Source organism: Xenorhabdus khoisanae (assembly GCF_001037465.1).
GTDB classification, from domain to species: domain Bacteria; phylum Pseudomonadota; class Gammaproteobacteria; order Enterobacterales; family Enterobacteriaceae; genus Xenorhabdus; species Xenorhabdus khoisanae.
Genome location: NZ_LFCV01000061.1, coordinates 1 through 23,906, shown reverse-complemented (window position 1 = coordinate 23,906; position 23,906 = coordinate 1). Strand labels below are relative to the sequence as shown.

General features: G+C 45.4%; 20 protein-coding genes. 19 read left to right on the top strand and 1 reads right to left on the bottom strand.

All coding sequences use genetic code 11. The annotated features are described in order from the left end of the window. Positions 1–69: 69 nt before the first annotated feature. Positions 70–867 (bottom strand): type I methionyl aminopeptidase, encoded by a 798-nt coding sequence (map, locus tag AB204_RS10120; protein WP_047963261.1) that lies wholly within the window; start codon positions 865–867, stop codon positions 70–72. Between the two features lie 382 nt (positions 868–1,249). Between map and rpsB the strand changes: the two genes are divergently transcribed. From rpsB to tilS, 19 genes are all read left to right on the top strand, one after another. After that, on the top strand, positions 1,250–1,975 hold the full coding sequence (gene rpsB, locus AB204_RS10115) for a 30S ribosomal protein S2 (RefSeq protein ID WP_047963260.1): 726 nt from the start codon (positions 1,250–1,252) through the stop codon (positions 1,973–1,975). Positions 1,976–2,123: 148 nt separating this feature from the next. After that, positions 2,124–2,981 carry a translation elongation factor Ts gene (gene tsf / locus AB204_RS10110; RefSeq protein WP_047963259.1) on the top strand — a complete coding sequence of 286 codons (858 nt, stop codon included), beginning with the start codon at positions 2,124–2,126 and terminating at the stop codon, positions 2,979–2,981. A 147-nt stretch (positions 2,982–3,128) separates the two neighbouring features. Continuing rightward, entirely contained in the window at positions 3,129–3,857 is a 729-nt protein-coding gene (gene pyrH, locus AB204_RS10105) for a UMP kinase (protein WP_047963258.1), read from the top strand. A 166-nt stretch (positions 3,858–4,023) separates the two neighbouring features. Beyond that, complete coding sequence (gene frr / locus AB204_RS10100; RefSeq protein ID WP_047963257.1) at positions 4,024–4,581, top strand: ribosome recycling factor; 558 nt, start codon at positions 4,024–4,026, stop codon at positions 4,579–4,581. A gap of 171 nt (positions 4,582–4,752) precedes the next feature. Continuing rightward, a complete protein-coding gene (gene ispC / locus AB204_RS10095; protein WP_047963256.1) occupies positions 4,753–5,949 on the top strand; it encodes a 1-deoxy-D-xylulose-5-phosphate reductoisomerase in 1,197 nt (398 codons plus the stop codon). Between the two features lie 267 nt (positions 5,950–6,216). After that, positions 6,217–6,966 carry a (2E,6E)-farnesyl-diphosphate-specific ditrans,polycis-undecaprenyl-diphosphate synthase gene (gene ispU / locus AB204_RS10090; protein ID WP_200898226.1) on the top strand — a complete coding sequence of 250 codons (750 nt, stop codon included), beginning with the start codon at positions 6,217–6,219 and terminating at the stop codon, positions 6,964–6,966. Positions 6,967–6,975: 9 nt separating this feature from the next. Further along, a complete protein-coding gene (cdsA, locus tag AB204_RS10085) occupies positions 6,976–7,839 on the top strand; it encodes a phosphatidate cytidylyltransferase (protein ID WP_047963254.1) in 864 nt (287 codons plus the stop codon). Positions 7,840–7,845: 6 nt separating this feature from the next. After that, entirely contained in the window at positions 7,846–9,201 is a 1,356-nt protein-coding gene (gene rseP, locus AB204_RS10080) for a sigma E protease regulator RseP (protein ID WP_200898225.1), read from the top strand. A 34-nt stretch (positions 9,202–9,235) separates the two neighbouring features. Beyond that, positions 9,236–11,617, top strand: a complete 2,382-nt coding sequence (gene bamA, locus AB204_RS10075; RefSeq protein ID WP_047963272.1) for an outer membrane protein assembly factor BamA — start codon at positions 9,236–9,238, stop codon at positions 11,615–11,617. 153 nt (positions 11,618–11,770) lie between these two features. After that, on the top strand, positions 11,771–12,268 hold the full coding sequence (gene skp / locus AB204_RS10070) for a molecular chaperone Skp (RefSeq protein ID WP_047963252.1): 498 nt from the start codon (positions 11,771–11,773) through the stop codon (positions 12,266–12,268). Positions 12,269–12,272: 4 nt separating this feature from the next. Continuing rightward, positions 12,273–13,301 carry a UDP-3-O-(3-hydroxymyristoyl)glucosamine N-acyltransferase gene (gene lpxD, locus AB204_RS10065; RefSeq protein ID WP_047963251.1) on the top strand — a complete coding sequence of 343 codons (1,029 nt, stop codon included), beginning with the start codon at positions 12,273–12,275 and terminating at the stop codon, positions 13,299–13,301. Positions 13,302–13,449: 148 nt separating this feature from the next. Next, positions 13,450–13,905, top strand: a complete 456-nt coding sequence (gene fabZ / locus AB204_RS21995) for a 3-hydroxyacyl-ACP dehydratase FabZ (protein WP_047963250.1) — start codon at positions 13,450–13,452, stop codon at positions 13,903–13,905. A 3-nt stretch (positions 13,906–13,908) separates the two neighbouring features. Then, positions 13,909–14,706 (top strand): acyl-ACP--UDP-N-acetylglucosamine O-acyltransferase, encoded by a 798-nt coding sequence (lpxA, locus tag AB204_RS21990; RefSeq protein ID WP_047963249.1) that lies wholly within the window; start codon positions 13,909–13,911, stop codon positions 14,704–14,706. Positions 14,707–14,710: 4 nt separating this feature from the next. After that, the gene (gene lpxB, locus AB204_RS10050) at positions 14,711–15,895 is read left to right on the top strand and encodes a lipid-A-disaccharide synthase (RefSeq protein ID WP_047963248.1); all 1,185 of its coding nucleotides are present in this window, start codon (positions 14,711–14,713) and stop codon (positions 15,893–15,895) included. Then, the gene (rnhB, locus tag AB204_RS10045) at positions 15,895–16,485 is read left to right on the top strand and encodes a ribonuclease HII (protein WP_047963247.1); all 591 of its coding nucleotides are present in this window, start codon (positions 15,895–15,897) and stop codon (positions 16,483–16,485) included. The genes lpxB and rnhB overlap by 1 nt, the downstream gene beginning before the upstream one ends. Positions 16,486–16,513: 28 nt before the next feature. Next, positions 16,514–19,996: a DNA polymerase III subunit alpha gene (gene dnaE / locus AB204_RS10040; protein ID WP_047963246.1), complete on the top strand. Its 3,483-nt coding sequence runs from the start codon at positions 16,514–16,516 to the stop codon at positions 19,994–19,996. Between the two features lie 12 nt (positions 19,997–20,008). Then, positions 20,009–20,968, top strand: coding sequence for an acetyl-CoA carboxylase carboxyl transferase subunit alpha (gene accA, locus AB204_RS10035; protein ID WP_047963245.1), 960 nt, complete (start codon positions 20,009–20,011; stop codon positions 20,966–20,968). Positions 20,969–21,222: 254 nt separating this feature from the next. Continuing rightward, positions 21,223–22,140 carry a DMT family transporter gene (locus tag AB204_RS10030; protein WP_047963244.1) on the top strand — a complete coding sequence of 306 codons (918 nt, stop codon included), beginning with the start codon at positions 21,223–21,225 and terminating at the stop codon, positions 22,138–22,140. A 32-nt stretch (positions 22,141–22,172) separates the two neighbouring features. After that, positions 22,173–23,534: a tRNA lysidine(34) synthetase TilS gene (tilS, locus tag AB204_RS10025; RefSeq protein WP_047963243.1), complete on the top strand. Its 1,362-nt coding sequence runs from the start codon at positions 22,173–22,175 to the stop codon at positions 23,532–23,534. The last annotated feature ends 372 nt before the right edge of the window (positions 23,535–23,906 follow it).

Below are 23,906 nucleotides of genomic sequence, written 5' to 3'. Positions count from 1 at the left end.
TGAAGTCCCTGCCGAGTGAGCAGGAGCTTCATTAATTAGGGTGATAATTGTCTTATATCAAATAGGCGTTTATGCGTTCACCAGTATCGCAGAAATATGGGACTCTTCTTCTTTACGCCATGTCATGATTTCACAGCCGTTGTCGGTAACGACAATCGTATGCTCATACTGTGCAGACCAGCCACGATCTTTAGTCTTCACTGTCCAGCCATCTTTCATGGTGCGGATACGGAAATCACCTGCATTTACCATCGGTTCAATGGTGAATGCCATGCCTTTTTGCAGGACGACGCCACCATCATCGGCATCATAATGCAGAACGTGAGGTTCTTCGTGAAAGACCCTACCGATACCGTGGCCGCAGTATTCGCGGACAACAGAGTAATCATGGCTTTCCACAAACTGCTGAATTGCTTTACCGATGCTACGCAGGCGAATACCCGGCTTAACCATTTTCAGGGCAAGATACAGGCTTTCCTGTGTCACGCGGCACAGACGTTCACCTTGAATGGTGGGTTTACCAACGATGAACATTTTGGAAGTATCACCGTGGAACTCTTCTTTGATAACAGTCACATCAATATTGACGATATCACCTTCTTTCAGCGCCTTGTCATCACTCGGAATGCCATGACAAATCACGTCATTGACGGAGATGCACACGGATTTAGGAAAACCGTGATAGCCCAGACAAGCTGAGATAGCTTGTTGCTTCTCGGTGATGTGTTCGTGACAAATACGATCAAGTTCACCTGTGGTAACACCTGCCTTGATATAAGGCTCAATCATTTCCAGAACTTCGGCTGCCAGACGTCCGGCAACACGCATCTTCTGAATGTCTTCTTCTGTTTTGATAGAGATAGCCATGAAATGGGTCCATTTAAGTCGGAAAATCGCCGACCACTTGATATTAACTAAGGAAAAATATTGTCAGTAATGGTATCAGCCCACCGAATGTCTGCCAATAACTGTTGGCTGACAGACTACCAGAAAGCGATAACAAATGTTGGAGTATGGTGGCGGTTTGTGGTATAAAGCGCGCCGGTATTCTGTGTAATTGTTTCTGACGTGATGCAATTCGCAGGGATACTAAATAAACTCATTATGTGTAAATAACACACACAGATCGTCACATACACCGGGGTGCTCTAATGTGGTTAATTCATTGATATGAATCACCCGCAGTCAAAGAGTCGGTGTCATGGGATCTGTGGAGGCATAACCCCAATTCACTTTATAGAGGTCTAAAATGGCAACTGTTTCCATGCGCGATATGCTGCAAGCGGGCGTTCACTTCGGTCACCAGACTCGTTACTGGAACCCAAAAATGAAACCTTTCATCTTTGGTGCTCGTAACAAAGTTCATATCATCAACCTGGAAAAAACTGTTCCAATGTTCAACGGTGCACTGGCAGAGTTGAACAAAATCGCTTCCCGTAAAGGTAAAATTCTGTTTGTTGGCACCAAACGTGCTGCTAGCGAAGCAATCAAAGAATCAGCACTGAGCTGTGACCAATACTTCGTTAACCACCGTTGGTTAGGTGGTATGCTGACTAACTGGAAAACTGTTCGTCAGTCAATCAAGCGTTTGAAAGATCTGGAAGTTCAGTCTCAGGACGGTACTTTTGACAAGCTGACCAAGAAAGAAGCGCTGATGCGTACTCGTGAGCTTGGCAAACTGGAAAACAGCCTGGGCGGTATCAAAGACATGGGCGGCCTGCCTGATGCTCTGTTCGTTATCGATGCTGAACATGAACACATCGCTATCAAAGAAGCAAACAACCTGGGTATCCCAGTATTCGCTATCGTTGATACCAACTCTGATCCAGATGGCGTTGATTTCATCATTCCTGGTAACGACGACGCAATCCGTGCAGTAAAACTGTACCTGACCGCTGTGGCTACCGCTGTTCGTGAAGGTCGTTCTCAAGATCTGGCTGTTCAGGCTGAAGAAGGTCTTGTAGACGCTGAATAATAAGGCATGCTCAATTCTTGAGCCCTTATTGACCAGGTATTGAAATATATTGGTTAGGGGGCCTGTTATGGCCCCCTTTACATATCTGATATAGAACTATCCCCGCGGAATATTATCTTCCCGCGAGACACATCGAGGAATAAAACAAATGGCTGACATTACCGCTGCTCTGGTAAAAGAACTGCGTGAGCGTACTGGCGCAGGAATGATGGAATGTAAAAAAGCACTGGTTGAAGCGAATGGTGATATCGAGCTGGCTATCGATAACATGCGTAAATCAGGTCAGGCAAAAGCGGCTAAGAAAGCAGGCCGTGTTGCTGCTGAAGGTGTTATCCTGGTTGAAGTGGCTGCTGATGCTAAATTCGCAGGTATCGTTGAACTGAACTGTGAAACTGACTTCGTTGCTAAAGACGCAGGCTTCCTGGCATTTGGTAAAGAAGTTATTGCTTCCGTTATGGCTGACAAAAACGCTGACATCGAAGCTCTGAAAGCGAAGTTCGAAGAACAGCGTGCTAATCTGGTAGCGAAAATCGGTGAAAACATCAACATCCGTCGTGTTGAAATTCTGGAAGGCGAAGCTGTAGGTTCTTACCTGCACGGTGCTCGCATTGGTGTTCTGGTTGCTGCTGAAGGCGCAAGCGAAGAACTGATCAAGCATGTTGCAATGCACGTTGCTGCAAGCAAACCAGAATATGTGAACCCAACTGACGTTCCTGCTGACGTTGTTGAGCGTGAGCATCAGATCCAGATGGAAATCGCAATGCAGTCTGGTAAGCCTCGCGAAATCGCAGAGAAAATGGTTTCTGGCCGCATGAACAAATTCACCGGCGAAATCTCTCTGACTGGTCAGAACTTCGTGATGGACCCAAGTAAATCTGTTGGCGATCTGCTGAAAGAAAACAATGCTAAAGTGATCAACTTCATCCGCTTCGAAGTTGGTGAAGGTATTGAGAAAGTTGAAGCTGATTTCGCAGCAGAAGTTGCTGCAATGAGCAAACAGTCTTAATTTTCTTAAACGGAGCCGCCGATTGGCGGTTCTGTTTTATCTCGACATGAGTTTTTTACATCTGGGCTGAATAGAGCATGGATGTGTAGTAATTGAATAAACCGTAATAAATCCTCAATAATCCTTATCTGCTTAGGACTGAACACCATGGCAACCAATGCAAAACCCGTATATCAGAGAATCCTGCTTAAGCTCAGTGGAGAAGCCCTGCAAGGCGAAGAAGGTTTTGGTATCGACGCTAGAGTCTTAGACCGTATGGCTCAGGAAATCAAAGAACTGGTTGAGCTGGGTATTCAAGTCGGCGTCGTTATTGGAGGAGGTAACCTGTTTCGTGGTGCCGGCTTGGCACAGGCAGGTATGAACCGTGTAGTAGGCGATCACATGGGCATGTTGGCGACCGTGATGAACGGCTTGGCGATGCGTGATGCGTTGCACCGCGCCTATGTGAACGCTCGTTTGATGTCTGCCATTCCATTGAATGGTGTGTGTGACAACTATAGCTGGGCTGAGGCGATCAGCTTACTGCGTCACGGTCGTGTTGTTATTTTCGCTGCGGGAACGGGCAACCCGTTCTTTACAACTGATTCCGCTGCATGTCTGCGTGGCATTGAAATTGAAGCGGATGTTGTGTTAAAAGCAACCAAAGTTGATGGCGTTTATTCCGCTGATCCTGAAAAAAATCCTGAAGCAGAACTTTACCACGAGCTGGCATATCAGGAAGTATTGGAGCGTGAATTGAAAGTGATGGATCTGGCGGCCTTTACATTGGCTCGTGACCATAACCTGCCAATTCGTGTCTTTAATATGAACAGACCAGGCGCACTTCGTCGTGTTGTGATGGGGGAAAATGAAGGTACGCTGATTTCTAACAACTGATTTTATCATTCATGCTCAGAGACACCGATGAAGTTTGACGGTATGATCAGCGACCTGATGCGCCAAATTTAATGACACAGGGCCACTTATTCATTAGCGTATTTGATTCGATATTTGCTCATTACGCATTTGGCCTAAAAAATAACATCTCCCAAGGGTTTGTAACGTGATTAATGAAATCAAAAAAGACGCACAAGACCGCATGGAAAAAAGCGTCGAAGCACTGAAAAACCAAATCAGCAAGGTTCGTACTGGCCGTGCGTCTCCTAGCCTGTTGGATGGCATCAGTGTTGAATATTATGGCTCTGCGACTCCACTGCGTCAGATTGCAAACGTCGTTGCAGAAGATGTACGTACTTTAGCAATCACCGTATTTGACCGTTCTATGACGGCGGCTGTTGAAAAAGCGATTATGGCTTCTGACCTGGGTCTGAATCCGTCTTCTGCCGGAACCATTATCCGTGTTCCACTGCCACCACTGACAGAAGAACGTCGTAAGGATCTCATTAAGGTTGTTCGTGGCGAAGCGGAGCAGGGTCGTGTATCTATCCGTAATATTCGTCGTGATGCTAATGATAAGGTCAAGGCATTGCTGAAAGATAAAGAAATCAGTGAAGATGAAGAGCGTCGTTCACAAGATGATATTCAGAAACTGACTGATAGCTTCATTAAGAAGATTGATGAAGCACTGGCAAATAAAGAAACCGAATTGATGGATTTCTAATTGCCATTCCATGAATACAACTCATGAAAACAACGCCGCAACTTTTGCGGCGTTGTTCTTATTCTTGATATTACACCTCGTATCACATTTCTTTCTCAAGCGATGGACATAGCGATCTGTACCGCTCAAACTATTGCAATTTTATATCAGTAGCATATTCAGAGTTTAAAAATGAAACGGTTAACTATTCTTGGCTCAACGGGTTCGATTGGGAAAAGTACGCTTTCTGTTGTCAGAAATAACCCAACAAAATTCAAGGTAGTCGCCCTTGTTGCCGGGAAAAATATTGAAGTTATGGCACAGCAGTGTCTGGAATTTAACCCACAATATGCAGCGATGGAAGATGAGCAATCCGCAAAGGCCCTGCGCCGGTTATTGCAGGAGCAGGGAAGTCAAACCGAAGTGTTGTTCGGTAAAGATGCTATTTGTGATTTAGCTGCACTGGAAGAAGTCGATCAAGTCATGTCTGCCATTGTTGGGGTGGCTGGGTTATTACCGACATTGGCGGCTATCCGTAAGGGAAAACAGGTTCTGTTAGCGAATAAAGAATCCCTGATTACCAGTGGGCGTCTGTTTATGGATGCCGTTGTTCAGCATAAAGCGCAACTGTTGCCTATCGATAGTGAACATAATGCTATCTTTCAGAGTTTGCCGGAAGCGGTTCAACATAACCTCGGTAATGTAAATTTGAAGGATTACGGCATTTCCAGCATTATTCTGACGGGTTCCGGCGGGCCGTTCCGTAAAACGCCGTTAGAAACATTACCTCATGTTACGCCGGATGAAGCGTGTGCTCACCCTATTTGGTCAATGGGACGTAAAATTTCTGTTGATTCTGCTACCATGATGAACAAAGGGCTGGAATATATCGAGGCACGTTACCTGTTCAATGCGTCTGCCGATGAAATGGAAATATTGTTGCATCCCCAGTCAGTCATCCATTCCATGGTTCGCTACCAAGATGGCAGCATCATTGCACAACTGGGAACGCAGGACATGTGTACTCCAATAGCTTATGCAATGGCTTATCCTGATCGTATCTCATCTGGCGCAAAACCATTGGATTTTACCGAGCTGAATATGCTGACCTTCGAAGCCCTCGATTACCAACGCTACCCTTGCCTAAAATTGGCCATTGAAGCTTGTCATCAAGGACAGGCGGCAACCACAGCCCTGAATGCAGCTAATGAAGAAACCGTTGATGTTTTTTTGAAAGATGGAATTCATTTCACAGATATCGCGACAATTAATCGCTTGGTCGTGGAAAAACTAAATTTATCTGAACCTCAAAGTATTGAAGAGGTCTTAGACATCGACAATACAGCACGGATCTTGGCGAGAGAAACCATCAGAATTTTTGCCAAATAGCGAATTTTGTTAATAAGTATGTGTTTGTTTGCGTTTTGGCAAATGATATAGTTCGCGGGTAAATTATAGTTGTTATAATAGCCAATTCAGTGAATTGGTATCCGCGTTTCAATCGTGTATACCAAGGACAAAGGCTTTCATTCAGGCCGTGCCAGAAATAGCCGTGGTAGCCGTGATAATCATTGACACGTAACACGGCTTTTTCATGTTTGGAATTATTGAATTCATCGAAAAGCCAGCCTAGTTATTTAAGGATTATTTTGAGTGATATCTCCCAGTGATAGTGACTCATTGCCAACGGTTCCCAGACATGTCGCCATTATTATGGATGGCAATGGTCGTTGGGCAAAAAAGCGTGGCAAATTAAGAGTGTTTGGTCATCGCGCAGGAATTAAAGCTGTGCGGAGTGCCGTGAGTTTTTCAGTTAAACATAGCATTGAATCATTGACTCTGTATGCTTTCAGCAGTGAGAACTGGAATCGTCCACAGCAGGAAGTCAGTTCGTTGATGGAGCTGTTTGTTTTTGCCCTTGATAATGAAGTAAAGAGTCTGCATAAGCACAATGTGAAATTGTCTGTTATTGGTGATATTAGTCGCTTTAGTTCGCGGTTGCAGGAGCGTATCGGCCGTTCAGTTGAATTAACGGCGAACAATACCGGATTGCAGCTTAATATTGCCGCTAACTATGGCGGACGTTGGGATTTGGTTCAGGGTATTAAGCAACTAGCTGAAAAAATTAAGTCAAATGAGTTAGCGCCTGAGGAAATCAGCGAGGTCACAGTAGGTAACTTCATCAACTTAAGTCAGCAGCCTGAAGTTGATCTGGTCATTCGAACCGGAGGCGAACATCGTATCAGTAATTTCCTGTTATGGCAGATAGCTTATGCAGAATTGTATTTTACCGATATACTTTGGCCTGATTTTGATGAAACTTCTTTTGAAGGTGCAATTAATGCCTTTGCCAAACGAGAACGCCGATTTGGCGGAACACCAGACGATGCCGAAGTGGGATCATAGGAGGAGAACTTGCTGAAGTACCGTCTTTTAACTACGTTGATATTGATTCCACTTGTTGTAGCAGCACTGTTTTTCCTTCCCCCATCAGGATTTGGATTGGTTGTCATTGCTGTTTCAGCGCTTGCCGCATGGGAATGGGGGCAATTTGCTGGTCTCTTCACTCAAGCTAAACGTATAACGCTGGCTGTATTGTGTGCCGTAGGATTATTGGCGTTACAATACTCTTTGTCAGACTTTTCTCATCTTACTGAAAAACCACAAGTTGTATATCTGTTGTGGGCTGGCATGCTTTGGTGGGTCGCCGCAATTTTATTGGTGATCACTTACCCTGCTTCTGCCTCCATCTGGAAATCATCGGTTGTTTTACGCCTGCTGTTTGGGGTTCTGACTATCGTGCCATTTTATTGTGGAATGATGGTACTGCGCACCCAGGGTTATGAAAACAATACCTATGATGGAGCGTGGTGGCTGCTGTATGTCATGTTACTGGTATGGGCTGCCGATTCAGGCGCTTATATTTTCGGCCGTACTATGGGTAAGCACAAAATGGCACCCAGAGTATCACCGGGTAAGACCCTTGAAGGGCTTGTTGGTGGCTTATTAACTGCTGCACTGATTTCATGGCTGTTCGGTAAATTTGCGCCCGTACCTGCAATGCCAGAACATTTTCTATTGATTTCTACGGTAGTCGTCATTGCCTCGGTCTTTGGTGATCTGACCGAAAGCATGTTCAAGCGGGAATCAGGGATCAAAGACAGTAGTCAATTGATTCCGGGACATGGCGGAGTCATGGATAGGGTAGATAGCTTAACAGCAGCCATCCCTGTATTTGCGGGTTTGGTCATGTTAATTTCTTCTGGATTTACTCTCTGAGGGTACATAATGGATATTCTCTGGAATCTGGCTGCATTTATTGTTGCGTTGGGTGTTCTCATCACAGTGCATGAGTTTGGTCATTTTTGGGTTGCCAGACGATGTGGTATTTACGTTGAACGCTTTTCCATCGGGTTTGGTAAAGTGCTTTGGCGTCGTACAGATAAACAGGGGACAGAATACGTTATTGCCCTTATCCCGCTTGGCGGATATGTCAAGATGCTCGACGAACGGGTGGGGGATGTTTCGCCCGAACGTCGTCATATGGCATTCAACAATAAAACTATCGGCCAGCGCGCGGCAGTGATCAGCGCCGGGCCAATTGCAAACTTCATTCTGGCGGTTATCGCTTATTGGTTGGTTTTTGTGATTGGCGTGCCATCTGTACGCCCTGTGGTGTTGGATGTAAAGCCAGATTCTATTGCCGCACAGGCAAATATTTTGCCCGGGATGGAACTAAAAGCGGTTGATGGTATCGAAACCTCTGATTGGAATTCGGTACGTCTTGCTATGGTGAGTAAAGTGGGTGAGACATCTGTATCCATGGATGTTACTCCAGTGGATGCCACTGACAGTATTCAAAAGACACTGGATTTGCGCAGATGGGCATTCGACCCATCTAAACAGGACGTTTTGCTGTCTTTGGGCATTATGCCTGTTGTTCCGCGAATCAGTTCGCAGGTGGAGAAGGTTTACCCTGCTTCACCTGCTGAAAAAGCCGGTTTACAGCCGGGAGACAGAATCGTTAAAGTCAATGGTCAGGATGTAGATGTCTGGCACACTTTTTCATCATTTGTCAGGAAGAATCCAAATATTCCTCTAAAATTGGACGTTGCGAGGGCTGGAGGCATGATTTCCCTGTCTCTGACTCCTGAGGTCAAAAAATTATCCGATGGCCGTGAGGAAGGATTTGCGGGTACTGAACTTAAGGTCATTCCATTGGCAGATGAATACAAAGTGATTCAACAGTACGGGCCTTTCTCTGCCATTTATGAGGCAGGGGACAAAACTTGGCAATTAATGAAGCTGACCGTCAATATGCTGGGCAAATTAATTGTGGGTGATGTGAAACTTAATAACTTAAGTGGCCCGATTTCCATTGCCAAAGGTGCCGGAGTATCGGCTGATTCTGGCTTGGTGTATTATTTGATGTTTTTGGCGTTGATTAGCGTCAATCTTGGGATCATTAACCTGTTCCCATTACCTGTACTAGATGGTGGACACTTGCTTTTCCTTGCAATCGAAAAGATCAAGGGAGGGCCGGTCTCCGAGCGTGTACAAGACTTCAGTTATCGCATTGGTGCTGTATTGCTGGTGTTATTAATGGGGCTTGCACTTTTCAATGATTTCTCCCGCTTTTAAGGCGGGAGACCGGTTAGGAAAACGCATAACAACGATGGCGATGAAAAAGTTGCTCATAGCGTCGCTGCTGTTCGGCAGCGCCACTGCATACGGTTCAGACGGATTCGTAGTTCAGGACATTCATTTTGAGGGTCTTCAACGTGTCACCGTTGGTGCAGCATTACTGAACATGCCAGTTCGAGTCGGTGATACGGTTAGCGATGAAGATATCAGTCGCACGATTCACGCACTGTTCTCAACTGGGAACTTTGAAGATGTTCGTGTCTTACGTGATGGCAATTCACTTGTCGTTCAGGTAAAAGAACGGCCGACTATCGCCAGTATCACTTTTTCCGGTAACAAATCGGTGAAAGATGACATGCTTAAGCAGAACCTTGAGGCGTCGCGTGTTCGTGTTGGTGAAGCCCTTGACCGCACTATGCTGTCCAATATTGAAAAAGGGCTGGAAGATTTTTACTACAGTGTTGGTAAATACAGCGCGACAGTAAAAGCTGTTGTCACGCCACTGCCCCGTAACCGTGTTGACTTGAAACTTGTTTTTTCTGAAGGTGTTTCTGCCCAAATTCAACAAATTAATATTGTTGGTAATAAAGCCTTTTCGACCAGAGAGCTGCTGAATAATTTCCAGCTCAGGGACGATGTTCCCTGGTGGAACATGACGGCTGATCAGAAATATCAGAAACAAAAACTGTCTGGTGACCTTGAAATCCTGCGCAGTTTTTATCTTGACCGCGGCTATGCCCGTTTCAACATTGATTCAACCCAAGTCAATCTGACACCAGATAAGAAAGACATTTATATTACCGTCAATATCACCGAAGGTGATCAATACAAAATATCAAATGTTGATTTAAACGGTAATTTGGCTGGTTATCAGTCACAGATACAGGAATTCACTAACATTGAGCCGGGATCATTGTATAACGGTGCAGAAGTGACCAAGATGGAAACAGCCATCAAAAATCTGCTTGGTCGCTATGGTTATGCTTATCCCCGCGTAATGACTCAACCTGAAATCAATGATGCTGATAAGACCGTTAAGCTGCATGTCAATGTCGATGCAGGCAACCGTTTCTATGTGCGCAAGATTCGCTTTACAGGTAATGATATTAGTAAAGACTCAGTACTGCGCCGTGAAATGCGTCAGATGGAAGGGGCATGGTTAGGTAGTGATCAGGTTGAGCAGGGCAAAGAGCGCTTAAATCGGCTAGGCTATTTTGAATCTGTTGATGTGGATACTGAACGTGTATCGGGTAGCCCAGATCAGGTTGATCTCGTTTATAAAGTCAAAGAACGCAATACCGGTTCCATGAACTTTGGTGTTGGTTTCGGTACAGAAAGCGGCGTGAGTTACCAAATCGGTCTCCAACAGGATAACTGGTTGGGAACGGGGAACTCCGTCGGTATCAGCGCCAGTAAAAATGACTATTCAACGTCGGCTGATTTATCTATGACCGATCCTTACTTCACCGTCAATGGAGTCAGTTTGGGTGGTCGCGTATTTTATAATGATTTCCGTGCCGATGATGCTGAGCTTTCGAACTATACCAACAAAGCCTATGGTACAGAGGGTGTGCTCGGCTTCCCATTGAATGAAAATAACTCTCTGGCGTTGAGACTGGGTTATATACATAACTCCCTGTCCAACATGCGTCCACAAGTCGCGATGTGGCGTTATCTGAATAAAATGGGCAAAAAACCGGGTCTTGATGACAAGGCAAAATTCGATACCAATGATTTCTCTCTGACACTGGGATGGAGTTATAACAGCCTTGACCGCGGTTTCTTCCCGACTTCGGGTATCCGGTCATCTCTGGATACCAAAGTGACAATTCCGGGTTCTGACAACCAGTTCTATAAAATCACTTGGAACGCGACAGGTTATTATCCTCTTGATGATGATCATTCATGGGTGATGATGGGACGTACACGTCTGGGGTATGGTGGTGGCTTTGGTGGCAAAGAAATGCCATTCTATGAAAACTTCTATGCTGGTGGCTCTAGCAGTGTTCGTGGTTTCCGCTCGAATAATATCGGTCCGAAAGCTATCTATTTAAATAATCAGGGTAAGCTAGATAAAAATAACCCATCCCGTGATGCCGTGGGGGGGAACGCAGTGGCGGTTGCGAGTTTCGAGCTGATTACACCAACGCCGTTCCTGGATGCTAAATATGCCAATTCCGTTCGAACCTCATTTTTTGTGGATGCGGGGACGGTTTGGGATACAAACTGGACTAATACTTACGCTGGGATGCCTGACTACAGCAAGCCAAACAATATCCGTGTTTCAACCGGTATTGCTCTGCAATGGATGTCACCGTTAGGGCCGCTGAGCTTCTCTTATGCGAAGCCAATTAAGGATTACAAAGGTGATAGATCTGAGCAGTTCCAGTTTAGCATTGGCGGATCTTGGTAATAATTAATCTTTTTTGGTAAAAAATCGCTCTATTATTAGATAGAGCGATTTTTAGAGTTTGTCCCGGATCTCAGTTGGCATATAGCATGGATTAATGGGGTAAGCTCTGAATCTTCCAATCTGTAAAAATAGCGTGGGTCAAAGGAGTTTATAGTGAAAAAAGTATTATGTGCAGCAGGCCTGGGTATGGCATTAGCGTTCTCTGCGGGTGTTCAGGCGGCAGATAAAATCGCTTTAGTGAATGTTGCTGAAGTTTTTCAACAGTTACCTGCCCGTGAAGCTGTGGCAAAACAGTTGGATAACGAGTTTAAAGGCCGTGCAACTGAATTGCAGCGCATGGAATCAGATTTGCAGACCAAGCTCCAGAAATTGCAGCGTGATGGCTCAACCATGAAGGCCAGTGAACGTGAAAAATTGGAAAAAGAAGTTGTGGCGAAACGCGATGAGTTTGCTCAGAAAGCACAATCTTTGGACAACGATAGCCGTCGTCGCCAGTTGGAAGAGCGCAACAAAATCCTGACCCGTATTCAGGATGCGGTTAAAGTGGTTGCAGGTAAAGAAGGTTACGATCTTGTTCTTGATGCGAATGCCGCTGTGTATTCTGCGTCTGGTAAAGATATCACCGCAGAAGTACTGAAACAGGTTAAATAAGTAAATGGTTTCAATTCGATTGGCTGACCTCGCTCAGCAGTTGAATGCGCAATTGCATGGTGATGGCGATATCGTCATCACCGGTATTGCACCGATGTATTCAGCAAATAGCGAACAAATTACATTTTTATCCGATAGCCGTTATACTGACAAACTTGTTGAGTGTCAGGCTGCGGCTGTTGTGCTACGTGAAGCAGACCTTCCTCACTGCAAGGTTGCCGCATTGGTTGTCAATGACCCTTATCTTGCCTATGCTCGTATGGCGCAACTTATGGATACGACACCACAACCTGCGCAGGATATCCATCCATCAGCGGTCATTTCTCCCGATGCAGTTTTGGGCAAAAATGTGGCGGTTGGCGCAAATGCTGTTATCGAATCTGGTGTTGAACTTGGTGATAATGTCATCATCGGGGCAGGTTGCTTTGTTGGTAAGAATGCACGAATTGGTGCGGGTACTCGTCTTTGGGCCAATGTATCGGTATACCATAACGTTGAAATGGGTGAGTCCTGCCTGATCCAATCAGGATCTGTTATAGGTTCTGATGGTTTTGGTTATGCTAATGAACGCGGAAATTGGATTAAAATCCCACAGTTAGGCACTGTAATCATTGGTAACCAAGTTGAAATCGGCGCATGTACGACTATTGACCGTGGTGCGTTGGATAACACAGTCATTGGCAATGGTGTTATCATAGACAACCAATGCCAGATCGCTCATAACGTGACAATCGGAGACAACACCGCAGTAGCTGGTGGTGTCATTATGGCGGGTAGCCTGAAAGTGGGTCGTTACTGTATGTTCGGTGGTGCAAGTGTTATTAATGGACACATGAATATCTGTGATAAAGTAACCGTGACGGGTATGAGCATGGTGATACGCCCCATTACAGAGCCTGGTGTTTATTCGTCGGGTATCCCATCACAACCGAACACAACTTGGCGTAAGACTACCGCTTTAGTCATGAATATCAATGAAATGCATAAGCGCTTGAAGTCAGTGGAACGCCGATTGGAAGATGAAAACGAATAATCATACTACATTTTGATTAAACGTTTTTAATCAGCATTTTTGGTTGTGCTTTTAATTTTTGCGGCCTGCCTGATAACTCTAAATTTAGAGTTAACGCAGGCCGTGTCGTTAATACAATGATTCTTATATAGACAGGAAGAGTATTTAGATGAGTAACAATCATACTCTGCAAATTGAAGAAATTTTAGATTTACTGCCTCATCGCTACCCATTTTTGTTGGTAGACCGTGTTTTGGATTTTGAAGCAGGTAAATTTTTACGCGCAGTCAAGAATGTGTCGTTTAATGAGCCATTCTTTCAGGGGCACTTCCCGGGTAAACCTATTTTCCCGGGTGTTCTGATCCTTGAAGCAATGGCTCAAGCCACCGGAATTCTGGCATTCAAAAGTGTAGGATCACTTCAGTCAGGTGAATTGTATTACTTTGCAGCTATTGATGGTGCCCGATTCAAGCGCCCGGTGCTGCCGGGTGATCAATTGGTGATGGATGTTGAGTTTATTAAAGAACGTCGCGGTGTTGCGCGTTTCAGGGGCGTAGCGAAAGTCGATGGGGAATTGGCTTGCGAAGCGGAAATGATGTGTGCTCGCCGCCGCCGTGAGGATTAATCCATGATTGATCAGACCGCTGTTATTCACCCTTCTTCAATCATTGAAGAAGGTGCTGTTATTGGTGCCAATGTTCGCATTGGCCCATTTTGTTATATCGCTTCTCAGGTTGAGATTGGTGAAGGAACTGAGCTGAAATCTCATGTTGTGGTTAATGGGATAACTAAGATTGGTCGCGATAACCAGATCTATCAGTTCGCTTCCATTGGCGAGGTCAATCAGGATCTCAAATACCAAGGTGAACCGACTCGCGTTGAAATTGGCGATCGCAACCGCATTCGTGAAAGTGTCTCTATTCATCGTGGTACTGTTCAGGGCGGTGGAGTGACCAAAGTTGGTAGTGACAATTTGCTTATGATCAACGCCCATATCGCCCATGATTGTATCGTTGGTGATCGTTGTATCATTGCAAATAATGGCACATTGGGCGGTCATGTCATTCTGGGTGATTACGTCATTATTGGTGGAATGACGGCAGTGCATCAATTCTGTCAGATTGGATCCCATGTCATGGTGGGTGGTTGTTCTGGCGTTGCTCAGGATATTCCTCCGTACGTTATTGCACAGGGAAACCATGCAACACCTTTCGGATTGAATATTGAAGGCCTGAAACGTCGCGGGTTTGATAAAGAATCGCTGCATGCTATCCGGAACGCTTATAAGGTGCTTTACCGCAGCGGAAAAACGTTGGAAGAAGCCAGACACGAAATTAGCCTTCAAGCGGAAAATAACCCACACGTGAAAGTATTCAGTGATTTTCTGGAAAATTCCGCAAAATCCAGCCGTGGCATTATTCGTTAAGTAGATGAAGGAAACTCCTTTGACTACCTTTTCTTCTGTTGACAATCAGCGCCCGCTGACAATCGGTTTGGTCGCCGGAGAAACATCCGGTGATATTCTTGGGGCCGGGCTGATTCGTGCATTGAAAGCAAAAATTCCTAATGCCCGCTTTGTGGGTGTTGCTGGCCCGCTTATGCAGGCGGAAGGTTGTGAAGTCTGGTATGAGATGGAAGAGCTGGCCGTAATGGGAATTGTTGAAGTTCTGGGGCGTTTACCCCGTTTGCTTAAAATACGCAAAGACTTAACGGCGCGTTTTACTGCTTTGAAACCGGATGTATTTATTGGCATTGATGCCCCTGATTTTAATATCACCTTGGAAGGGCGGCTTAAGCAGCAGGGACTCAAAACAATCCATTACGTCAGTCCATCAGTATGGGCATGGCGACACAAACGGGTGTTTAAAATCGGTCGGTCAACGGATTTGGTACTGGCATTTTTACCATTCGAAAAAGCGTTCTATGATCGGTTTAATGTTCCATGCCGGTTCATTGGTCACACGATGGCAGATGCAATGCCTCTGCAAACGGATAAAGCCGCTGCCAGGGAATTCTTGGGCGTTCCATTGAATACCCATTGTCTGGCGGTGCTGCCCGGTAGCCGCAATGCTGAAGTAGAAATGCTCAGTGCTGATTTCTTAAAAACCGTACAATTGTTACGGAAAGAATTGCCTGATCTGCACGTATTGGTTCCTTTGGTGAATGCTAAACGGCGTGAACAGTTTCAGCGCATTAAAGACGAAATTGCACCGGATTTGCCAATCCATTTATTGGATGGAAAAGCGCGTGAAGCCATGATTGCCAGTGATGCGACTTTACTGGCATCAGGAACGGCAGCACTGGAGTGTATGTTAGCCAAATGCCCAATGGTGGTGGGCTATAGAATGAAACCTTTTACATTCTGGCTGGCAAAACGCTTGGTGAAAACACCATATGTTTCCCTGCCTAACTTGTTGGCAGGTAAAGCATTAGTCAAAGAGTTATTGCAGGATGAATGCGAGCCACAAGCGTTGTCGCAGGCGCTGTTGCCTCTTCTGCAAGGCGGCGCTGACGTGGAAGCACTGAAACAAACGTTCCTGCATTTACATGAAAGCATTCGTTGCGATGCTGATGAACAGGCTGCTCAAGCTGTTCTGGAATTAGCGAGAAGATAATGGATTTTGTTTATCCTCAGGCGAATTTGATTGCCGGTGTTGATGAAGTTGGGCGTGGCCCATTGGTAGGGGCTGTTGTCACTGCGGCAGTTATTCTGAACCCGGCTAAGCCCATTACAGGTTTAACGGATTCGAAAAAACTCACAGAAAAACGCCGTGAAGCGCTGTATTTAGAAATTAAAGAAAAAGCATTGTGTTGGAGCCTTGGGCGTGCAGAGCCGGAAGAAATCGATCAGCTCAACATTCTCCATGCCACAATGCTTGCCATGCAGCGGGCAGTAGCGGGTTTGGTAATTACGCCTGATTATGTCCTGATTGATGGTAATCGTTGCCCGGCATTAGCAATGCCAGCTCAAGCGGTGGTTAAAGGGGATAGCTTGGTTGCCGAAATCAGTGCGGCCTCAATCCTTGCTAAAGTGACGCGTGACAGAGAAATGGCAGAACTGGATAAACAGCTTCCTGATTACGGTTTTGCGAAACATAAGGGTTATCCTACGGCCCTGCATCTGGAAAAACTGGCGTTACTGGGTGCGACGGAACATCATCGTAAAAGTTTTGCGCCGGTTAAACGGGCGCTGGGTCTTGAATAAGAATCTGGGATAAGTATCTGGGCAGATTATGACAGAACCACGTTTTGTACACTTACGTGTTCACAGCGACTATTCAATGATCGATGGCTTGGCTAAAACGGGGTCATTGGTAAAAAAAGTCGCCAAATTGGGTATGCCGGCTCTTGCAATTACGGATTTTACCAATTTATGTGGATTGGTGAAATTCTATGGCAGCGCTCACGATGCGGGTATCAAGCCGATTATCGGGGCTGACTTTTATGTGGAAAGTGAGCTGTTAGGGGATGAATATGCCCATCTGACGATCCTCGCTCGCAATAATGAAGGTTACCAAAACCTGACCTTGTTGATCTCTGAAGCCTACCAAAAAGGCTATGGTGCCATTGGCCCGACTATCAAACGGGAATGGTTGGTAGCGCGGAAAGCCGGATTGATCCTGCTGTCGGGCGGGCGCATGGGAGATGTGGGTAAATTCCTGCTGCGTGGCAATCGGGCGATGGTCGATCTGTGCCTCGATTTTTATCAGGAACATTTCCCGGACAGCTATTATCTTGAATTAATCCGCACCGGACGTCAGGATGAAGAGAATTATCTTCATGCCGTTGTAGAATTGGCAGCGGAAAAAAATGTGCCGGTTGTGGCGACCAATGATGTCTGTTTTCTGGAAAGTACCGATTTCGATGCACATGAAATTCGGGTTGCCATTCACGATGGCTATACACTGGTTGATCCAAAACGTCCGAAAAATTACAGCCCTCAGCAATATCTGCGCAGTGAACAGGAGATGTGCGAGCTTTTCTCCGATATTCCTGAAGCGCTGCAAAATAGCGTAGAAATTGCTAAACGCTGTAATGTCACAATCCGTCTCGGTGAATATTTTCTTCCGCAATTTCCGACGGGAGACATGAGCACCGAAGATTTCCTGATTAAAAAATCCAAACAAGGTCTGGAAGAGCGTCTGGAGTTTCTCTATCCCGATCCAGAAATCAGGGCACAAAAACGCCTGGGATACGATGATCGTCTGGATATTGAGTTGAAAGTTATCAACCAGATGGGATTCCCCGGTTACTTCCTGATCGTTATGGAGTTTATCCAGTGGTCGAAAGACAACGGTGTTCCCGTTGGGCCGGGACGTGGTTCCGGTGCGGGTTCGCTTGTCGCCTATGCGTTGAAAATTACCGATCTCGATCCGTTGGAATTCGACTTGCTGTTCGAACGTTTCCTTAACCCTGAACGTGTTTCCATGCCTGACTTCGATGTCGATTTCTGTATGGAAAAACGCGATCAGGTGATTGACCATGTTGCCGATATGTACGGGCGAGATGCGGTATCGCAGATTATCACCTTCGGTACGATGGCGGCAAAAGCGGTTATCCGTGACGTCGGGCGTGTACTCGGGCATCCATACGGGTTTGTCGATCGCATATCAAAACTGGTGCCGCCTGATCCCGGCATGACGCTGGAAAAAGCTTTCGTGGCGGAACCTCAACTGCCCGAAATTTATGAAGCGGATGAAGAGGTCAAGGCGCTGATCGACATGGCGCGTAAATTGGAGGGTGTCACCCGTAACGCAGGTAAACATGCGGGTGGTGTGGTTATTGCACCAACCAAGATCACTGATTTTGCGCCGATTTACTGCGATCCCGAAGGGCAAAACCCCGTTACCCAATTTGACAAGAACGACGTGGAATATGCGGGGCTGGTTAAGTTTGACTTCCTTGGCCTGAGAACCCTGACCATCATCAACTGGGCACTTGATATGGTCAATGCGCGCCGAGCTAAAAAGGGCTTGGAGCTGATTGATATTGCAGCCATCCCGCTGGATGACCAGAAAAGTTTCGATATGCTGCAACGCTCCGAAACCACGGCCGTGTTCCAGCTTGAATCCCGTGGGATGAAAGATCTGATCAAACGCCTGCGTCCTGACTGTTTTGAGGACATGATCGCATTGGTGGCGTTGTTCCGTCCGGGGCCATTGCAATCCGGCATGGTGGATAACTTTATTGACCGGAAACATGGACGGGAAGAGATCTCCTACCCTGATGTCGAATGGCAACATGAAACCTTAAAACCTGTGTTGGAACCAACGTATGGCATCATTCTGTATCAGGAACAGGTGATGCAGATTGCCCAGGTATTGGCGGGTTATACCCTTGGCGGTGCAGATATGCTTCGTCGTGCAATGGGTAAGAAAAAGCCAGAGGAGATGGCGAAACAGCGTTCGGTCTTTGAAGAGGGGGCAATAAAACAGGGTGTTGATGGCGAGCTCTCGATGAAAATCTTCGATTTGGTGGAGAAATTCGCGGGTTATGGCTTCAACAAATCTCACTCCGCAGCTTATGCGCTGGTTTCTTATCAGACTTTATGGCTGAAAGCTCATTATCCGGCAGAATTTATGGCAGCCGTGATGACGGCGGATATGGATAACACCGAAAAAGTCGTTGGGCTGGTGGATGAATGCTGGCGCATGGGGCTTAAAGTCTTGCCGCCAGATATCAATAGTGGTCTGTATCACTTCCATGTCAATGATGAAGGCGAAATTGTTTATGGTATTGGGGCGATTAAGGGTGTAGGTGAAGGGCCGATTGAGGCCATTCTTGAAGCCCGCCAGAAAGGAGGACATTTCAAGGAACTCTTTGACCTGTGCGCGCGTGTTGACATTAAAAAACTAAACCGTCGTGTGATGGAAAAGCTAATAATGTCCGGCGCTTTTGACAGATTGGGGCCGCACCGTGCGGCGTTGATGTCCTCTCTGGAAGATGCACTGAAAGCGGCTGATCAACATGCCAAAGCGGAAGCGATTGGGCAAACGGATATGTTTGGTGTGTTGGCCGAAGAGCCAGAAGAGGTTGAGCGTTCATATGCCAGTACGCCAAAATGGCCGGATCAGGTTGTTCTGGATGGTGAGAGAGAAACCCTTGGGCTGTATTTAACGGGTCACCCGATCACAAGTTATTTAAAAGAGATTGAACGATATACAAATGGGTTGCGTCTAAAAGATGTGAACCCGACGCCTCGTGGTCAGGTAACGACAGTGGTAGGCTTGGTGTTGGCATCCAAAATAGTGACAACCAAGCGGGGTAACCGCATTGGTATCAGCACATTGGATGATCGTTCTGGACGGCTGGAAATTATGTTGTTTTCTGATGCGTTGGAAAGATATCAACATTTATTAGAGCAAGACAAAATTTTGATTGCTACCGGACAAGTCAGCTTTGATGACTTTAGCGGTGGGCTTAAAATGACGGTTCGTGAATTAATGGATATCAGTGAGGCTCGTGAAAAATTTGCACGTGGGCTTGCTATCTCGTTGTCAGACAGGCAAATTGATGAGCAATTATTGAACCGTCTTCGTGGTGTATTGGAGCCACATCGTTCAGGTACGATACCGGTTCATCTTTATTATCAGAGGGTAGATGCCCGTGCCCGTTTACGATTCGGGGCAACATGGCGGGTAACGCCAACGGACACCCTTTTGACAGATCTGCGAACTCTGCTGGGTAACGAGCAGGTAGAATTAGAATTTGACTAAGATAGGAACGTTATGAGTCTGAATTTTCTGGATTTTGAACAGCCGATTGCCGAGCTGGAAGCGAAAATTGATTCGCTCACCGCAGTTAGCCGTCAAGATGAAAAGCTAGATATAAATCTGGATGAAGAAGTCCAGCGTCTGCGGGAAAAAAGCCTAGAGCTGACTCGCAAGATTTTCTCTGATTTGGGGGCATGGCAAATATCTCAATTGTCACGCCATCCTCTGCGTCCCTATACGCTAGATTATATTAAACACATTTTTACCGATTTTGAAGAATTGGCGGGTGATCGTGCCTATGCTGATGATAAGGCAATTGTGGGCGGATTGGCGCGCATTGATGGTCGTCCGGTTATGATAATTGGCCACCAGAAGGGGCGGGAAACGAAAGAAAAAATCCGTCGTAACTTCGGTATGCCATCACCGGAAGGTTATCGCAAGGCGTTGAGATTGATGGAAATGGCAGAGCGTTTTAAATTGCCAATCATTACTTTCATTGATACTCCTGGCGCATATCCTGGTGTGGGGGCAGAAGAGCGTGGTCAATCAGAAGCGATTGCCCGTAACCTGCGTGAAATGTCCCGTCTCTCTGTGCCAGTGATTTGTACAGTGATTGGTGAAGGTGGCTCTGGTGGTGCATTAGCACTCAGTGTAGGCGATAAAGTGAACATGCTGCAATACAGCACCTTCTCGACCATTTCTCCTGAAGGCTGTGCTTCCATTTTGTGGAAAAGTGCCGAAAAAGCGCCATTGGCAGCAGAAGCGATGGGAAATACAGCACCACGCCTGAAAGAGTTGAAATTAATTGATACTGTTATCCCAGAACCACTGGGTGGTGCGCATCGTAATTATGACGAGATTGCTGAGGCATTGAAAACGCAATTGTTGGCTGACCTCTCCGAATTGAGCGAACTGAACAGCGAAGAGCTAGTTAACCGTCGTTATGAGCGTTTAATGCAATACGGTTACTGTTAAGCTTAGAAAATAGGGTTCTGAAAGCGGTTTTATTGATAACTATTTTTGGATAGTTACTGCTTTATTTTCAATATTACTAATAGCAGGTGGAAAGTACTGAGGAGTGATCATTCTTCAGTATTTCCACCTGTTTTGCTGTTTATGGCGGGTGAAACCATCACGTTCTTTGCCATCTGGTATTATCATTTCTAGTTATATTGGGATGGATTCAGGGCCTCAGTCGTTGGCTTTAAAATAATAAGTTGAGTTTTTCTATGGCTAAATATAAATATATTATTTATGCATTTTCTTGTGTATTTATCTGGAGTTTTATTCCTTCTATAGCGCGTTTGGGTCAGAAAGAGATGGATCATTTCCAATATTTATTCTGGTCAAATGTCCTGTCTGTTTTAGCGGTATTTGTGGTTGCTCTCATCATGGGAAGAAACTGGAAGAAACTGTTATACATTCCTTTTCCAGTTATGCTTAATGTATTGATATTAGGCGCGTTAGACTGTTTCTTCTATCTGTTGCTTTATTATGGTTATTCCATCGAGAATGGTGTGGCTGTGTTGGTTATTCAATATAGCTGGCCATTAATGATAATCGGCTTATCGTTTTTTCTGTTCAAAGAAAGGCTGTCCATCAGGCAGATGATTGGCATTGTGATGGGATTCATGGCTGTCGTGATTACTTTTACGAAAGGCAATATAACCGAGATTGCCGTAGAACATCCTCAGGCCTTGTTTCTGGTATTTAGTGGCTCATTTTGTTTTGCGCTGATGTCCGTATTATCGAGACAATTTGCTATTGATCCCTATATCAGCACACTTTGGGTATTCATTTTTTCTACATTAGTTTCCGCAGTATTTATGTTCGCTTTCAGCAGCATCAACTTACCTGTTGGTGATGCACTGATGCCAACATTGCTCAATGGCATCATACTGAATGGTATTTCCTATATTATTTGGTTCAAGGCCATGAGCAGCCCGGATTCTCATAAAATAGCTTCAATCTTATTCTTATCACCCGTCTTGTCGATGATGTGGATTATTCTGTTTTTCGGTGATGCTTTTGTTCCTGCTTATGTGATGGGATTAGTGCTGGTTATCATCTCTGGACTTCTTTGTATCCGGGCCAAAGGCAACGATCCTGAAGGGAAGAAGTCAATGGATGATTTGATTGAAGACTGATCTGGCAGATATGAAGAAGGTTTGAGTCCGTAATGACAAATACTCATGAACCTCTGCTGACGAAGTTGGCAGAACAAATTGAACCGCATAAAAAGATTTTGGTTGGGTTTAGCGGTGGGTTGGATTCCACCGTATTGTTACATTTGCTGGTTCGTCTGCGTGCTCAATATCAGCAACAGAATTATCAGCAACAGAATTGTGAGCCAATGATCTTAAGGGCAATCCATATCCATCATGGTTTAAATTCAAAGGCAGATTTGTGGGTCGAACATTGTCGTCAGATTTGTGTTGACTGGCAGGTTGATTTTCGAACTGAAAAAGTGAGTTTGGATATCCGGCGGAATGGTGTTGAAGCTGCGGCCAGAGATGCCCGTTACCAATCTTTTCAACGCGAACTACAGCAGGGTGAAATCCTGGCAACAGCACAACATCTAGATGATCAGGCAGAAACATTTTTGTTGGCACTGAAGCGGGGAAGTGGCCCTGCTGGGTTATCTTCCATGCCTTTTTGTATGCCATTTGCTGAAACGACATTAATTCGTCCATTATTGAATGCTGGTCGGGCAGAATTAGAAGCGTATGCTCAGGTTCAAGGGTTGAAATGGATTGAGGACGATAGCAATCAGGATGATCGTTATGATCGCAATTTCTTACGCCTGCATATTATGCCACTGCTCAATCAGCGTTGGCCGCATTTCCCGCAAGCCGTTTCCCGCAGTGCAGGTTTGTGTGGGGAGCAAGAAAGATTGCTGGATGAATTGCTGGGTGAGTCACTGAGTTCAATCACTACACCAGAAGGGACGATTTCTATTCCACCTTTGGAAAGTTGTTCTGAAGCTAAACGTAACGCATTGTTGCGCCGATGGTTCAATCAGCATGGTGTAAAAATGCCTGCGCGGGAGCAGCTTCAACGAATTTGGTCAGAAGTGGCGCTCGCCCGGCAAGATGCAGAGCCTTGCTTTAAATTGGGGCAATATCATATTCGTCGTTATCGGCAGCAGCTATGGCTGGTTCCTCAGCATCAATTTTTGGCGGGAACGGTTCTTGAGTGGGATATAGAACAGGAACTGGCGTTGCCTGATGGATTGGGAACGCTGGTTCGGGCGGAAGAAAACGGTATAAAAGTAAGAGCTCCTGATGATAATGAACAAGTGACAATTCGTTTTGGTGTTCAGGGGAATATCAGTATCGTAGGGCGGCAGCATTCCCGCCATAGTAAAAAATTGTGGCAGGAACTTGGCGTTGCCCCTTGGCTCAGGGAGAGGGTACCACTGCTTTATTATGGCGATAAACTGATTGCGGCACTGGGGGTTTTTGTCACCAAAGAAGGGCAATGTTTGGTTGATGGCATGGGGGTTATCGTTTATTGGAATAAAAACCCTATACCACATTGAAGAATGTAGCTGTTATTACATTGACAGAAATTTGGATAACAATTTTGCTGACTTGAGAGATTGCGTCATTTCTGATGTAATCTTTTTTTTAATTAAATTCAATAAAATATGTGATTTTCAGGTCTAAAAAATGTGAAATGTAAAAGCATTGTGATTTCAAGTAATATAATTTCATCTTGAAAATAAATAAATATGTACTATCTTTAAAAACATAAGGAAAAGTCTGGTGTGATAAAGCGAAAGTAAATATCAAGGCAGGGATGTTATTTATTATAATAAGGTGAATTATAATGAAATCTGAATTTAATGAACATGAAGTTAAATTACAATCTTTGACTACATTCTGCAATGAGATGAAAGGTAAGTTAGAGC

What these genes read in the sequence shown, in the direction of transcription:
- lpxB (WP_047963248.1), top strand. Translation starts at nt 14,711, where the DNA reads ATGAAGGAAACTCCTTTGACTACCTTTTCTTCTGTTGACAATCAGCGC.
- tsf (WP_047963259.1), top strand. Translation starts at nt 2,124, where the DNA reads ATGGCTGACATTACCGCTGCTCTGGTAAAAGAACTGCGTGAGCGTACT.
- bamA (WP_047963272.1), top strand. Translation starts at nt 9,236, where the DNA reads ATGGCGATGAAAAAGTTGCTCATAGCGTCGCTGCTGTTCGGCAGCGCC.
- fabZ (WP_047963250.1), top strand. Translation starts at nt 13,450, where the DNA reads ATGAGTAACAATCATACTCTGCAAATTGAAGAAATTTTAGATTTACTG.
- AB204_RS10030 (WP_047963244.1), top strand. Translation starts at nt 21,223, where the DNA reads ATGGCTAAATATAAATATATTATTTATGCATTTTCTTGTGTATTTATC.
- rpsB (WP_047963260.1), top strand. Translation starts at nt 1,250, where the DNA reads ATGGCAACTGTTTCCATGCGCGATATGCTGCAAGCGGGCGTTCACTTC.
- tilS (WP_047963243.1), top strand. Translation starts at nt 22,173, where the DNA reads ATGACAAATACTCATGAACCTCTGCTGACGAAGTTGGCAGAACAAATT.
- map (WP_047963261.1), bottom strand. Translation starts at nt 867, where the DNA reads ATGGCTATCTCTATCAAAACAGAAGAAGACATTCAGAAGATGCGTGTT.
- lpxD (WP_047963251.1), top strand. Translation starts at nt 12,273, where the DNA reads ATGGTTTCAATTCGATTGGCTGACCTCGCTCAGCAGTTGAATGCGCAA.
- pyrH (WP_047963258.1), top strand. Translation starts at nt 3,129, where the DNA reads ATGGCAACCAATGCAAAACCCGTATATCAGAGAATCCTGCTTAAGCTC.
- ispC (WP_047963256.1), top strand. Translation starts at nt 4,753, where the DNA reads ATGAAACGGTTAACTATTCTTGGCTCAACGGGTTCGATTGGGAAAAGT.
- dnaE (WP_047963246.1), top strand. Translation starts at nt 16,514, where the DNA reads ATGACAGAACCACGTTTTGTACACTTACGTGTTCACAGCGACTATTCA.
- rnhB (WP_047963247.1), top strand. Translation starts at nt 15,895, where the DNA reads ATGGATTTTGTTTATCCTCAGGCGAATTTGATTGCCGGTGTTGATGAA.
- accA (WP_047963245.1), top strand. Translation starts at nt 20,009, where the DNA reads ATGAGTCTGAATTTTCTGGATTTTGAACAGCCGATTGCCGAGCTGGAA.
- lpxA (WP_047963249.1), top strand. Translation starts at nt 13,909, where the DNA reads ATGATTGATCAGACCGCTGTTATTCACCCTTCTTCAATCATTGAAGAA.